This is a genomic window from Burkholderia cenocepacia (genome assembly GCF_900446215.1).
Lineage (GTDB): Bacteria > Pseudomonadota > Gammaproteobacteria > Burkholderiales > Burkholderiaceae > Burkholderia > Burkholderia cenocepacia.
Genome location: NZ_UAQZ01000001.1, coordinates 507924 through 521667 on the forward strand (window position 1 = coordinate 507924; position 13744 = coordinate 521667).

Annotated in this window: 12 protein-coding genes, 1 tRNA gene and 2 pseudogenes; 4 read left to right on the forward strand and 11 right to left on the reverse strand. The window is 65.7% G+C overall.

Features of this window, described 5'->3' with window-relative positions; genetic code table 11:
* Positions 1–86 precede the first annotated feature (86 nt).
* Positions 87–344, forward strand: a complete 258-nt coding sequence (locus DTA15_RS02355; protein ID WP_006483980.1) for a DUF4148 domain-containing protein — start codon at positions 87–89, stop codon at positions 342–344.
* A gap of 82 nt (positions 345–426) precedes the next feature.
* On the opposite strand, the gene DTA15_RS02360 is transcribed toward DTA15_RS02355, so the two are convergent.
* From DTA15_RS02360 to DTA15_RS02370, 3 genes are read right to left on the reverse strand one after another with little or no spacing between them, the layout of a single operon-like run.
* The gene (locus tag DTA15_RS02360) at positions 427–1092 is read right to left on the reverse strand and encodes a response regulator transcription factor (RefSeq protein ID WP_006483996.1); all 666 of its coding nucleotides are present in this window, start codon (positions 1090–1092) and stop codon (positions 427–429) included.
* Between the two features lie 19 nt (positions 1093–1111).
* Positions 1112–2503: a sensor histidine kinase gene (locus DTA15_RS02365; RefSeq protein WP_006484004.1), complete on the reverse strand. Its 1392-nt coding sequence runs from the start codon at positions 2501–2503 to the stop codon at positions 1112–1114.
* Positions 2504–2514: 11 nt separating this feature from the next.
* Positions 2515–3189, reverse strand: coding sequence for a response regulator transcription factor (locus DTA15_RS02370; protein WP_006483985.1), 675 nt, complete (start codon positions 3187–3189; stop codon positions 2515–2517).
* A gap of 217 nt (positions 3190–3406) precedes the next feature.
* Between DTA15_RS02370 and DTA15_RS02375 the strand changes: the two genes are divergently transcribed.
* The gene (locus DTA15_RS02375; protein ID WP_012492696.1) at positions 3407–3706 is read left to right on the forward strand and encodes a DUF4148 domain-containing protein; all 300 of its coding nucleotides are present in this window, start codon (positions 3407–3409) and stop codon (positions 3704–3706) included.
* 108 nt (positions 3707–3814) lie between these two features.
* On the opposite strand, the gene cyoD is transcribed toward DTA15_RS02375, so the two are convergent.
* The 5 genes from cyoD to DTA15_RS02400 form a co-directional block, all read right to left on the reverse strand.
* On the reverse strand, positions 3815–4147 hold the full coding sequence (gene cyoD / locus DTA15_RS02380; protein WP_006478441.1) for a cytochrome o ubiquinol oxidase subunit IV: 333 nt from the start codon (positions 4145–4147) through the stop codon (positions 3815–3817).
* Entirely contained in the window at positions 4148–4756 is a 609-nt protein-coding gene (gene cyoC, locus DTA15_RS02385; protein WP_006483998.1) for a cytochrome o ubiquinol oxidase subunit III, read from the reverse strand. It lies immediately after the preceding gene.
* Complete coding sequence (gene cyoB, locus DTA15_RS02390) at positions 4756–6762, reverse strand: cytochrome o ubiquinol oxidase subunit I (protein WP_006483983.1); 2007 nt, start codon at positions 6760–6762, stop codon at positions 4756–4758. Before cyoB ends, cyoC begins: the two co-directional genes overlap by 1 nt.
* Before the next feature lie 3 nt (positions 6763–6765).
* Entirely contained in the window at positions 6766–7653 is an 888-nt protein-coding gene (gene cyoA / locus DTA15_RS02395) for a ubiquinol oxidase subunit II (RefSeq protein WP_012492697.1), read from the reverse strand.
* 273 nt (positions 7654–7926) lie between these two features.
* The gene (locus DTA15_RS02400; protein ID WP_006483984.1) at positions 7927–9456 is read right to left on the reverse strand and encodes a complex I subunit 4 family protein; all 1530 of its coding nucleotides are present in this window, start codon (positions 9454–9456) and stop codon (positions 7927–7929) included.
* A gap of 464 nt (positions 9457–9920) precedes the next feature.
* On the opposite strand from DTA15_RS02400, the pseudogene DTA15_RS38920 reads away from it, so the two are divergent.
* Positions 9921–10235, forward strand: a pseudogene (locus tag DTA15_RS38920) (DUF932 domain-containing protein); the annotation flags it as partial.
* Between the two features lie 248 nt (positions 10236–10483).
* Here DTA15_RS38920 and DTA15_RS02410 read toward each other — a convergent pair.
* Positions 10484–10577, reverse strand: a tRNA-Ser gene (locus DTA15_RS02410).
* A 110-nt stretch (positions 10578–10687) separates the two neighbouring features.
* Positions 10688–11941 (reverse strand): aspartate kinase, encoded by a 1254-nt coding sequence (locus DTA15_RS02415; RefSeq protein WP_012492698.1) that lies wholly within the window; start codon positions 11939–11941, stop codon positions 10688–10690.
* Here DTA15_RS02415 and DTA15_RS39505 point away from each other — a divergent pair.
* Positions 11924–12161, forward strand: a pseudogene (locus tag DTA15_RS39505) (hypothetical protein); the annotation flags it as partial. The gene DTA15_RS02415 and the pseudogene DTA15_RS39505 sit on opposite strands and share 18 nt — an antisense overlap.
* 122 nt (positions 12162–12283) lie before the next feature.
* Here the strand turns inward: DTA15_RS39505 and tilS are convergent.
* A complete protein-coding gene (gene tilS, locus DTA15_RS02420) occupies positions 12284–13705 on the reverse strand; it encodes a tRNA lysidine(34) synthetase TilS (protein WP_006484002.1) in 1422 nt (473 codons plus the stop codon).
* Positions 13706–13744: the final 39 nt, after the last annotated feature.

The following is a 13744-nucleotide window of genomic DNA, read 5'->3' on the forward strand; positions in this document are numbered from 1 at the left end:
CGTCCGTCGGGGTGTGCCCGATAACGTGTGTCATGCCGGCATCGCCATCGCGGCGACGGCCCCTGTCACCTGAAAAGGATCACGCCATGAAAACCTTGATGTTCGCCACCCTCCTCTCGGCGCTCTGCGTCGCCCTGCCCGGCCAGGCCAGCGCAACGCAAGCCGACGCGGCAATTGCCCCGCAGACGCTCGCATCGTCGACGCCCGCACCGGTGTCGCAGCAATCGGCATGGAATGCGCCGCCGGCCGCCCCGCTGACGCGCGCGCAGGTCTATCGCGAACTGGTCCACGCCGAGCGCGATGGCCAGCTCGAGCGGCTCAATCGCGAGCTCTATTCGCATTGAGTGGCCCCGCCTCACGTGACCGGGCATGCCGCGCGACGTGCGGCATGCCTGTCTTGACGAAACGGGGCGCGGCACCTCTCCGTCAGCCGCCCGTGTCGAACCGGAAGCCGTATCGCGCCACCGTTTCGATCCGCGCGGAGAACGCATGCGCGACCAGCTTGCGCCGCAACCGTACGACGAGCGCATTGACCGTTTCGGGTTCGATGTCGGCGTCGCCCCACGCATAGCGCAGCACCGCGTCGCGGCCGACCGGCCGCCCCGCTTCGCGCAGCAGGCATTCGACCACGCGAAACTCCCGTGCGCTGAGCGCGAGCCGCCGGCCCCGCTCCTCGAGTGCGCGCGTCGCCGTGTCGAGCCGGATCGAGTCACGCATCGCGATCACGCCCGCACGGCGCCACAGCGCGCGCAACCGCTCGTGCAATTCGACGAACGAGCATGGATGGGCCAGGCATACGTCGCAGCCCGCCTTCAGCATCTGCGCGCGCTGGGCGGACGTGGCGCCGGCAACGATCGCGGCGATCGTCGCGCTGCCGGCCGATGCGGCGAGCAGCGGCAAGCCATCGAGAACCGCCGGCGCGGCCGCGCCATCGGTGGCGACGATCACGATCGCGTCGAACCGGTCCTGCGTCGCCGCGAAACAGCCATCGCGCCATTCGTCGACGCGCTCGACGCCGTGCATGCTTTCCCGAAACGCCTTGTCGAGCCGCGACACGTCCGGATTCGGCGGAGCAATCAGCAGGATGCGCATCGATCGGTCTCCTGCGCGCTCATGCGAGCGAACGCGGCCAGCATTCGACCGTGATCGCCGCGCCGGCCGGCTGCGCATCGCCGATCCGCAGCGCGAAACCATGTACGCGCATCACCGCCGACACGATACTTAATCCAAGCCCCGAACCGTTCACGTGGCGGGTGCGCTCGCCGCGATAGAAGCGTTCGAGCACCGCATTGCGCTCACCGGGCGGAATGCCGGGCCCGGTGTCCTCGAACCGGACGAGCGGACCATGCGGCGTCGTCTGGAGCACGACGCGCACGTGACCGCCCGGCGGTGTGAACTTGATCGCGTTGTCCGCGAGATTGCTGAACGCCTCGAACAGCAACGCACGATCTCCATGGATGCCGTCGACCGTGGCCGCCTCGAGCTCGAACGACACGTCGACGGCCTCGGCCAGCGGCTCGTACAGCTCGCACACGTCGCGCAGCAAGACGGCGACGTCGACCGCGGCAAAGCCGCCGCGCCGGCTCAGCGTGCCGATCTCGGAGATGCGCAGCATCGCGCGAAAACGTTCGAGCAGCCGGTCGGTCTCGTCGCGCGCCGAAGCCAGCAGCGCCGCCGACGCGGGATCGTGGGCGCAGACCGGCTGGTCGGCGAGCCGCGCCAGCATCGTATGCACGCGAGCGAGCGGCGTGCGCAGGTCGTGCGCGATCCCGTCGCAGGCATGGCGCACCTCGCCCATCAGCCGCTCGACTTCGTCGAGCATGTGGTTCACGAGATGCGCGAGCAGATCGAGTTCGTCGTAGCGGCCGACCGGCAGCCGCTTGCCGAGATCGCCTTCGGCGATCTGCCGCGTGACGCGCCGGATCGCGGCGACGCGGCGCATCTGCCGCATGCCGAGCATGCTGCCGCCCGCGATGCCGGCGATCAGGATCATCACGCCGCCGACCACGAGCCCGCGGATCGCGACGTCGCGGATCTGGATGAAATGCGACAGGTCGCGCGCGACGACCAGCGTCATCCCGTTGTCGCGGCGCACGGCCATCGCGCGCGCGATCGGCGACGATTGGCCGTCGAGCGGCGCAAGCGTGCGGTTCAGCGTCCGGCCGTGGCGATCGGTGCGCAGCGCCGGCGGCGTCGCGATGTCACCGGCCACGCGGCGCCCGCTCGCATCGAACAGCCCGTAGAAATTCGTGTGCATGTGCTCGTGCTCGAGCCGCCGATGGATCGCGAGCGGCAGCTCGGCATCGGGAATCGAATCGAAATAGATCAGTTGCCACGCGAGCACGTCGTCGGTGTCGCGTGTCATCGTGTGCGTCGCGGCGACGCTGATCACGCCCGCGAGCAGCAGCAGCGACACCGAGAAGATCGCCGCGTACGCGCACAGCCAGCGAAACGTCGTCGTATGCCAGCGGCGCGTGAAATTCGCCGCGCGAGCTGCGTCCATCCGTGCCTCCGTCAAGCGAGCATGTAGCCCGATCCGCGCACCGTCTGGATCATCGGGTTCGCGCCAGGCGGATCGATCTTCTTGCGCAGCCGGCCCATGTGGACGTCGATCAGGTTCGTGCCGGGATCGAAGTGATAGCCCCACACGGCCTCGAACAGCATCGTGCGCGTGATCGTCTGGCCCGCGTTGCGCATCATGAATTCGAGCACGCGGAACTCGGTCGGCAGCAGCGGAATCTCGTCGGCGCCGCGACGCGCGCAGCGCGAAATGAGGTCGAGCTCGAGCGCGCCGACCTTCAGCAGCGTCTGCTGCGGCACGCCCGAGGCTTGCCGGCGGCGCAGCAGCACTTCGATGCGCGCGCTCAGTTCGCCCGAATCGAACGGCTTCGTCAGGTAATCGTCGCCGCCCGCGCGCAGCCCGCGAATCCGCTCGTCGACGTCGCCGAGCGCGCTCAGCATCAGCACCGGCGTGTCGATGCCGACCGTGCGCATCGCGGTCAGGATCGCGAGGCCGTCCGCGCCCGGCAGCATCCGGTCGAGCGTGATCGCGTCGTACGAGGCGCTCATCGCCCGCATCATCCCTTCGCGACCGTTGTCGATCCAGTCGACCTCGAATCCGCGCGCGGTCAGTTCGCCGACGATTTCGTTCGCGGTCACCGCATCGTCCTCGACCGTCAGTACTCGCATGATTGCCCTCGCAATGAACCTCAAGACGGGCGCGCACGACGCGCCCGACGCTATCGTAAGCGCCGCGAGCGCCGTGCGGCGCCAGATGAAAATAGCTTCATCCGGCCGCGCGGCCGCACGCGTGAAACATGTTTCATCCAGGCGTCGCCCGCCCCGCGGCCGGTGCCGCCTACGCTCACGTCATGCGGCATCGGGCCGCGAAACCAGGAGCTACCGGATGAAACCGTCGACCACCCTCGCCTGCATGCTGCTCGCCTGCGCCAGCACCGCCGCGTTCGCGGGGCCGCACCTCACCCCGCAGGAATGCAATGCGTACCCGTTCGTGCACACGGGCCACGACGTCACGCGCGCGGACCTCGTGCGCGAGCTGACCGAGCTCGAACAGGTCGGCTACGACCCCGCCCATGCGAGCCCGTATTACCCGGACGATCTCGACGGCGCGAAGCATCGGCTCGCCGCCGAGTACCGCGCCGACTGCACGCATGCGTTGACCGCCGACGCGGGCACGCCGCACTGACCGTACGGTCCGGCGCGACGCAGCCGGAAAAGCAAAAAGGCGGCACCTGCGTGCCGCCTTTTCTTCATGAACACGCATGGATACGAACCCGATGCGCGACGCTGCCGCTCACCGCGACATCATGTTCATGCTGACGTTGTGCATCACCCACAGCGTGCCGACGATCACGATCGCGGCGGTCAGCACCGTATAGCTGAACGCCATCACGTTCCAGCGCTGGCCCGACGAGCCGTTCATGTGCAGGAAGTACACGAGGTGCACGACGATCTGCACGAACGCGAGCACGGCCAGCCCGATCAGCGACGCATGCGGCGACAGCACGCCGCCCATCACCAGGCCGAACGACGCGGCCGTGAGCAGCACCGACAGGATGAAACCGGCGACGTAGCCGCCGACACTGCCGTGCCCTTCTTCGAGTTGAGACGAATGCGAATGGGCCATTTAGATCACGCTCGCGAGATAGACAAAGGAAAACACGCAGATCCACACGATGTCGAGGAAGTGCCAGAACAGGCTCAGGCACGTCAGGCGCCGCAGGTCGCGATCGGTCAGGTCGCCGCCACGGAACACGATCTGCGCGGCCAGCACGAGCATCCACAGCAGGCCGGCCGTCACGTGCAGCCCGTGCGTGCCGACCAGCGTGAAGAACGCCGACAGGAACGCGCTGCGCTGCGGGCCCGCGCCTTCCGCGATCAGGTGCGAGAACTCGCGCAGTTCCATCGCGAGAAACGCCGCGCCGAGCACGAACGTCACCGCGAGCCACGCGAGCAGCGCGCCGCGTTGCTGCTTGTATGCCGCGAGCATCGCGAAACCGTACGTGATGCTCGACAGCAGCAGCGCGGCGGTTTCGACCGCGACGCCCGGAATGTCGAACAGCTCTTTGGCGGTCTGCCCGCCCGCGTACTGGTGACCGAGCACCGCGAACGTCGCGAACAGCGCCGCGAAGATCACGCAGTCGGTCATCAGGTACAGCCAGAACCCGAACACCGAATGCGACGGCGGATGGTCGTCGTGCTCGAGCAGGGTCGCGCTCAAGGTTTTCTGCAACATCAGTTGGCCTCCAGTTCCACGTCGTCGACGCGCGCGGCCGTGCGCTGCGTCGGCTGCTTGTCTTCGGTCTTGCGCACCGTCGACGCAGGGATGTAATAGCCGTCGTTATCGCGCGAGCTGTAGATCACGAGCGTCGCGATGATTCCGACGAGCCCGCCGATCGCCATCCACCAGATGTGCCACACCAGCGCGAAGCCGAGCACCAGGCTGAAGATCGCGATCACGAGGCCCGCGCAGGTATTCGACGGCATGTGGATGTCGCGAATCGCCGCCGGGTTCGGCCGGCCTTCGCCGCGCGCCTTCATGTCCGCGTACGCGTCGAGCGTGCGCACCTGCGGGATCACCGCGAAGTTGTAGTCGGCCGGCGGCGACGACGTCGCCCATTCCAGCGTGCGGCCGCCCCACGGATCGCCCGTGGTGTCGCGGTATTCCGGCAGGTGACGGTTGCGGATGCTGACGACCAGTTGCAGCAGCTGGCATGCGATGCCGATCGCGATCAGCACGGCGCCGAACGCGGCGACCAGCAGCCACGGATGCCAGGCCGGGTTGTCGTAGTGGTTCAGGCGGCGCGTCATGCCCATGAAGCCGAGCACGTACAGCGGCACGAACGCGACGTAGAAGCCGACCTGCCAGAACCAGAACGCCGCCTTGCCGAGCTTCTCGTTCAGCTTGAAGCCGAACGCCTTCGGGAACCAGTAGTTGAAGCCCGCGAGATAGCCGAACAGCACGCCGCCGATGATCACGTTGTGGAAGTGCGCGATCAGGAACAGGCTGTTGTGCAGCACGAAGTCCGCGCCGGGGATCGCCATCATCACGCCGGTCATGCCGCCGAGCGTGAACGTGACCATGAAGCCGATCGTCCACAGCACGGGCGTCGTGAACTCGATCCGGCCGCGGTACATCGTGAACAGCCAGTTGAACACCTTCACGCCGGTCGGAATCGCGATGATCATCGTCATGATCCCGAAGAACGCGTTCACGTTCGCGCCCGAGCCCATCGTGAAGAAGTGATGCAGCCACACGAGGAACGACAGCACCATGATCGCGCAGGTCGCGTACACCATCGTCTTGTAGCCGAACAGCGGCTTCTTCGCGAACGTCGCGATGACTTCCGAGAAGATCCCGAACGCCGGCAGGATCAGGATGTACACCTCCGGATGGCCCCACGCCCAGATCAGGTTCAGGTACAGCATCGCGTTGCCGCCGGCTTCGTTCGTGAAGAAATGCATGCCGAGGTAACGGTCGAGGCCGAGCAGCGCGAGCGTCGCGGTCAGGATCGGGAACGACGCCATGATCAGCACGTTCGTGCAGAGCGCCGTCCACGTGAACACCGGCATCTTCATCAGCGTCATGCCCGGCGCGCGCATCTTGATGATCGTCACGAAGAAGTTCACGCCGGTCAGCAGCGTGCCGACCCCGGAGATCTGCAGCGCCCACAGGTAGTAGTCGACCCCTACCCCCGGACTGAACTGCAGCTCCGACAGCGGCGGGTACGCGAGCCAGCCCGTCTGCGCGAATTCGCCGATCACGAGCGACACGTTGATCAGGATCGCGCTGACCGCCGTCATCCAGAACGACAGCGAGTTGATGAACGGGAACGCGACGTCGCGCGCGCCGATCTGCAGCGGCACGACCAGGTTCATCAGGCCGACCATGAACACCATCGCCATGAAGAAGATCATGATCACGCCGTGTGCCGTGAAGATCTGGTCATAGTGGTGCGGCGGCAGGTAGCCGGGCGCGTTGTACGCGAGCGCGAGCTGCATGCGCATCATGATCGCGTCGGCGAAGCCGCGCAGCAGCATGATCAGCGCGACGATGATGTACATCACGCCGAGTCTCTTGTGGTCGACCGTGGTCAGCCATTCCGTCCACAGCCATTTCCAGCGGCCGGTGATCGTCAGCGCGGCGAGAATGCCCAGCACGACCAGCCCCATGAAGGCGCCGGCCCCCATGATGATGGGCTGATCGAACGGGATCGCCGAAAGTGTGAGTTTGCCGAACATGCGTTACCCCTTCGTGCCGCAGGCGGCGTCCTTCAGGTCGAGGACGTGGCCATCGTTGTATTTCGCGATGATGTTGTGGAAGAGCCGCGGATCGACCGACGAGAAGTAGCGCACCGGCGCCTTCTCGCTCGGCTGCGCGACGCTGCCGTACAAGGTCGCGTCGAGCCGGTCCGGCGACGCCTTCACCTTCTGCACCCACGCATCGAACTGCTCGCGCGGCTCGGCGAGCGTGCGGAACTTCATGTCGGAGAAACCGCGGCCGCTGAAGTTGGCGGACGTGCCCGCGTAGTTGCCGGGCTCGTCGGCGATCAGGTGCAGGCGCGTCTGCATGCCGGCCATCGCGTAGACCTGGCCGCCGAGCTGCGGGATGAAGAACGAGTTCATCACCGAATCCGACGTGATGCGGAAGTTCACCGGCGTGCCGACCGGAATCGCGAGCTGGTTCACCGACGCGATACCGAGTTCCGGATAGATGAACAGCCACTTCCAGTCGAGCGCGACCACCTCGACGTCGAGCGGCTTCACCGCCGATTCGAGCGGCTTGTACGGATCGAGTTCGTGGGTGGTCTTCCACGTGAGCACCCCGAGGAACAGGATGATCAGCGTCGGTACGGTCCAGATCACGACCTCGATCGCGGTCGAGTGCGACCAGTTCGGCGCATAGGCGGCGTTGCGGTTCGACGCGCGGTAACGCCACGCGAACCATAGCGTGAGCAGGATCACCGGCACGACGACGATCAGCATCGCCCAGGTGGACGTCGCGATCAGCGCCTTTTCGGCCGCACCCACGCTTCCTTTCGGATTTAGTACATCTAAATTACAACCTGACAGGCTCAATGCCGCGCCCATGGACATCAGCGCCGACCAGCCTCTTGAAGCTCTTCTTTTCATCACACAGCCCGAGGGTCATTGAATCCGTTTGCGTACGCCCGATGCGCATTCGATTCACGAAATTGGCCGAATCATACGTCGCGCGAGTGCGATGAAAAACCGGTGCATGCGGCAAATCATCATTGCAAAATCTGCCGTGAGTCACATTGTCGCGGGGCAATTTCACGCAGCCGGAAGCGAGCCTGGCACGCGCCGTGCCGGACCGCGATCGATGCGCGCGCAACGACGCGCGCCGCGTGAGGCGGCGCGCTTGCGCGGCTCGACGTGCCGGGATCAGTCGTGCGTCGACGCCATGTACGACGGCAGCGCCGGCGTGGGGCCATCCCCTGCCGGCACCTTCGAATGGCTCGCTTCCTGGATCAGCCTGCCGACGGTCGGATCGATCGCATCGGTGAACGGTTTCGGATCGATGCCGACCGCGAGCACGATCAGCGCGAGCGACGCGAACATCACGATCTCGCGACGGTTCAGGTCGGCGAGCTTCGCGATCCGCTGGCTCGCGACCTTGCCGAACACGACGCGCTTGAGCATCCACAGCGTGTACGACGCGCTGAGGATCAGCGTGAGCGCCGCGATCGCGCCGATCCAGAAGTTGAAGCGGATCGCGCCCATGATCACCATGAACTCGCCGACGAACCCCGACGTGCCCGGCAGGCCGACGTTGGCCATCGCGAACAGCAGCGTGAAGGTCGCGAAACGCGGCATCACGCCCGCCACGCCGCCGTACGCGGCGATCTCGCGCTGCTTGGTGCGATCCACGAGCACGTTCACGCACAACAGCATTGCGCCCGCCACGAAGCCGTACGACACGAGCTGCACGATCGCGCCTTCGACGCCGATCCGATTGAACAGGAACAGGCCGAGCGTGACGATCCCCATGTGCGCGACCGTCGAATACGCCAGCAGCTTGCCGAGGTCGGTCTGCGCGAGCGCGACGAGGCTCGCGTAGACGATCGCGAACAGCGACAGCGCGATCACGGCCGGCGCGAAGAAGTGACTCGCGTCCGGCGTGATCGGCAGCGCGAAGCGCAGGAACCCGTAGCCGCCGAGCTTGAGCATCGCGAGCATCAGCGCGGCGCCCGTCGGGCCGTCCGTGTAGACGTCGCTCAGCCACGTGTGGACCGGCCACATCGGCACCTTGACCGCGAACGCGGCGAAGAAGCCGAGGAACACCAGCAACTGCGGCGCGAAACCGAGCTGCAGCGTGCGCCACACGGCCATGTCGAACGTATGCGACTGCGCGTACAGGTACAGCATCGCCATCAGCAGCAACAGCGAGCCGGCGAACGAGATGAAGAAGAACTTCACGGCCGCATACACGCGTCGCTCGCGCCCCCACGTGCCGATCAGCAAGTACAGCGGGATCAGCGTCGCCTCGAAGAAGATGAAGAACAGCAGCCCGTCCTGCGCGACGAACACGCCGACCATCAGCCCCGACAGGATCAGGAATGACGCGTAGTACTGCGCGACGCGCACCGTGACCGACTCCCACGACGCCACCACCACCACGAGTGTCGTGAATGCGGTCAGCACGACGAGCCAGAGCGACGCGCCGTCGATGCCGACCCGCCACCCGGAATTGAATGCCGCCAGCCAGTCGCGTCTTTCGACGAACTGCATCGCGGCCGAATGCGCATCGAAGCCGGCAACGAGCGGAACCACGGCCGCCAGCCCGGCAATCGCGCCGACCAGCGCGATCAGTCGTATCCGGCGTGCCTGCTGGTCGGAACCGGCGCGCAGCAGGCCCGCGCCGAACAGTATCGGAACCCAGATGGCCAGGCTCAGGAAGGGGAAATCATGCATGTCAACAGGGCCTTGAGGAGGTCGCGCCCTGCATCGGGGAAAGGCGCGACGAAAGGAACGAAATCAAATCGACAGGTAGATTTCGTGAATCGCCAATGTTGGCAAAATGTAAAGCGGCATCACCGGAAAACTTGACGCCGCTCAAATGCGATCGGGTTAACCAGCATAAGACGATTGATTATTTTCTGCAGCGCAGCAGAGCATCGATTTTCGGCGGCAGCGTAGTTCACTGATTTGTTTGAGTAATTTTTCGTATTGCTTGATGCCGTGCGCGATGAAAATCGACGCAGCGCCGCATTTTTGATGTCAACCGGTCATTTCGGAGGGCCGGAACAGCATGATCGGTGTTCGGCTGTGCCCCGGTCGCTCGGCGCCTCGCTCCTTACAAATAACCTTTCATTGTTATTTCATTTCGTGCCGCACGCATTTGAGCGAGGATCGGCCGGGCAAGCACGATCCGGCGCCGGCTCGAAGTCTGGAAGCGTGCCGCCGGCATGAACGGGCGGATCGAACAAGCCGAAGTGCGCTTCGTCGCCGCTGGCAATCGCAGCCTCGGTTCGATTCACGCGTTTCACGAACGGAAGGCCCTCTATCGTTCGGATACCGAAGCACTGCTGTCGGTTTGTCTCTGCGCGCTATCAGGTCATGCAATCAGAGGAGATCGGGCGTGTTATCGAGACCTTGCGGAGATCGGCGGCTTACCGCTTGAGACCGCAGCTGTGCTACGGCAGGGCCACCCGCTCCGGGCGCTTGCCCGCAGAGGCCAGTCCGGCATGCTTGGGACGCTCAGCAGCCGCATCCGCCGCTTCAGGCGCGTTCCGAAGCATCTCGGATGGGTCTTTTCCCCGGCGTGCCCGGACGAGCAATCGTCAAGCGCTGCCCTCGCGCGCGACGGCAGCGCGCAATACCACGCGGCGCCAACCGGTACCCACCTACGTCCAGCGCATTCTTGCTGATGGGCCCGCTGAGGACTGAAAAAGAAAAAGCCCCGCAAGTCCGAGAACTTGCGGGGCTTTGTCACCGCTTTTGGCGGAGACGGAGGGATTCGAACCCTCGATCCAGGTTTTGGCCCAGATGCTCCCTTAGCAGGGGAGTGCCTTCGACCTCTCGGCCACGTCTCCCAAACTTTCGCTCGCACCAGGGAGGCAGTGCGACGAGAACGAAATAATATAGGGTTTCGAACCGCCCGTCAATTTCCGTGATGCATTTTCTTCAATGCATCACGAAAAATTCACGATGCCTGGTCGAGTTCGAATGCCTTGTGCAGCGCGCGGACGGCCAGCTCCATGTATTTCTCGTCGATCAGCACCGAAATCTTGATTTCGGACGTCGAGATCATCTGGATGTTGATGCCCTCTTCCGACAACGTGCGGAACATCTTGCTCGCGACGCCCACGTGCGACCGCATGCCGACGCCGACGACCGACACCTTCGACACCTTCGGGTCACCCTGCACGCGCTCGGCGCTCACATGGCCCTGCACCTGGTTGGTGAGGATATCCATCGCCTTCTGGTAGTCGCCGCGACCGACCGTAAACGTGAAGTCGGTTTTGCCTTCGACGCTCTGGTTCTGGATGATCATGTCGACGTCGACGTTCGCATCGGCCACCGGGCCGAGGATCTGATATGCGATGCCCGGCTTGTCGGGCACGCCCATCACAGCAATGCGTGCTTCGTCGCGCTGGAACGCGATGCCGGAAATGACTGCCTTTTCCATGGTCTCGTCTTCTTCAAAAGTAATCAGGGTGCCCGAGCGCATTTCTTCGTCGAGCGCAATCAGCGGATCGGTCAGGCTCGACAGCACACGCGTCTTCACCTGGTATTTGCCGGCGAATTCGACCGAGCGGATCTGCAGGACCTTCGAGCCGAGGCTGGCCATTTCCAGCATTTCCTCGAACGTCACGCGATCGAGGCGGCGCGCCTCTTCGACGACACGCGGATCGGTCGTGTAGACGCCGTCGACGTCGGTATAGATCAGGCACTCTTCGGCACCCAGCGCAGCCGCCACCGCCACCGCCGACGTGTCAGAGCCGCCCCGGCCCAGCGTCGTGATGTGACCGTCCGGATCGACGCCCTGGAAGCCCGTGATGATCACGACCTTGCCCGCGTTCAGATCGTCCTTCACGCGCTCGTCGTCGATCGAGTGAATGCGTGCTTTCGTAAACGCGCTGTCGGTCTTGATCGGCACTTGCCAGCCGGCATAGCTCACGGCCTCGACGCCGATTTCCTGCAGCGCGATCGACAGCAGGCCGACGCTGACCTGCTCGCCGGTCGACGCGATCATGTCGAGCTCACGCGGGCTCGGCTGGCTCGAAATCTCTTTCGCGAGACCGAGCAGACGGTTGGTTTCGCCGGACATCGCCGACGGCACGACCACCATCTGGTGCCCGGCCTGATGCCATTTTGCGACGCGTTTCGCGACGTTCTTGATGCGCTCGACCGAGCCCATCGAAGTGCCGCCGTATTTGTGTACGATGAGTGCCATTGTCGTTCTGAACTGGAGGAGAAACCGCACGGGCGCGCTGGGCAGGCCGCGTAGCCGTTCGGTCACGCGGCTTGTGGCTGTGGACGGACGACGAGGGGGACGGCTGGGACGCAACACGCAAGCGTGACGGATTTTGCCCGGAAGGCCGATCAGGCCGCGCAAACCGGGTACGTCACGCGGAAAACCTGCACAAAACGCTCAAAAATCGAGCCGAGCAAACGACCGAGCGTACCCGATAGAAGCCCGCTTGACAAGCCGCGCGCCGTGTCGGCGGCCGTTCCGGCGCTGTTTACCAAATGGTGAAAACGGGCACGCCATCGCGCCGCCGGCAGGCTGCCGCCGCTACGCGATCAGCAGGTCGGGACGCCATTCGATCCGGCGCCATGCGGCGGCGCCGGACGTCGCGCCGTCAGGCACGTCGATGTCGCGATTGACGCCCAGCCGCGGCACGTAGATCAGCCGGTCGCCCGCGAACAGCAGCGGCACGTCGCGCTGCCAGGCCGGCACGCCGCGCTCCTGGAACAGGTTCTTCAGCGTCCGGCCCGGCCCGCCCGGCGACGTACGCATCCGTTCGCCGCCCGCCCGGGCGCGCGCAGCCAGCCGCGCACCGCGCAGCAGCGCCTCCGGTACCGCATCGGCGCTCCCCGCGTCGGCCGGCGCGAACACGAACGTGCCGCGCCATCCCGGCAGATGCCACACTTCCTGCCCGTCCCATGCAAGCGCCGCCTCCGGGTGCGGCGTACCGGTGCCGTCGTCGGCCGGTTCGCTGCTGTCGCCCGCTTCCCAGTACACGACATCGCGATAGAGCCTCAGGCACTGCCCCGCGTGATCGACGCGCAGCGCATGCGCGTCGTGCGCGGCACGCAGTTGCCGCATCATGTTGGCGAGCCGCGCAGCCGACGCGCCCGGCAAACCGAGCCGGCGCATCCAGAAGCGCAGCAGATTCGCACCGCGCGTATCGTCGAATCCGACCAGCGCGTCGCGCGACAGCGCTCGCCCGTCGTCGCGCGCGGCGACGGCGAAATCCAGCTCGGCCAGATCGTCGAGCAGCCGCTGCGCGGCGGCCGCATGCTGGGCCGCGCGACCGAGCGCATCGCGAAAACCCGGAAAATGCACGGCCAGCGCCGGCAGCACATCGAGGCGCAGCGCATTGCGTGCATAGCGCGTATCGCCGTTCGATTCGTCATCGATCCAGGTCAGCGCATGCTGCTCCGCATAGCGCTCGAGTTGTGCGCGCAACAGTCGCAGCAACGGGCGCACACGCTCGATACTCACGCCGTCGGGGCGATAACGCGGCGCCATCGCGGCAAGCCCCGCGATTCCCGCCCCGCGCAACAGCTGCAGCAGCACCGTCTCGGCCTGATCGTCCGCATGTTGCGCGAGCCACAGCGTCGCCACGCCGTGGCGTTCGCCCATCGCGTCGAGCGCCGCGTAGCGACGCTCGCGCGCGGTCGCCTCGATGCCGAGCCCGCTGTCGCGCGGCACGTCGACGCGCATCGATTCGAATGCGACACCGAGTCGCGCCGCTTCCGCTTCGGCATGCGCGACCCAGGCGTCCGCGTTCGCGCTCAGGCCGTGATGCACGTGCAGCGCAACGCAGCGCGAGGCGCCCGCGACGCGCACGGCCGCGTCGAGCAGCACGGTCGAATCGAGGCCGCCGCTGTAGGCGATCGCGATGCGCGCATCAGGCGGCAGGCCGGAAAGCGCAACGCCGACCGCGTCGAGTACAGCGCGGTCGGCGGAGAATTCGGTGGGCGGGATCACGAGCGTGACACGCGCGCAACGGCGCGCGAATTGAATACG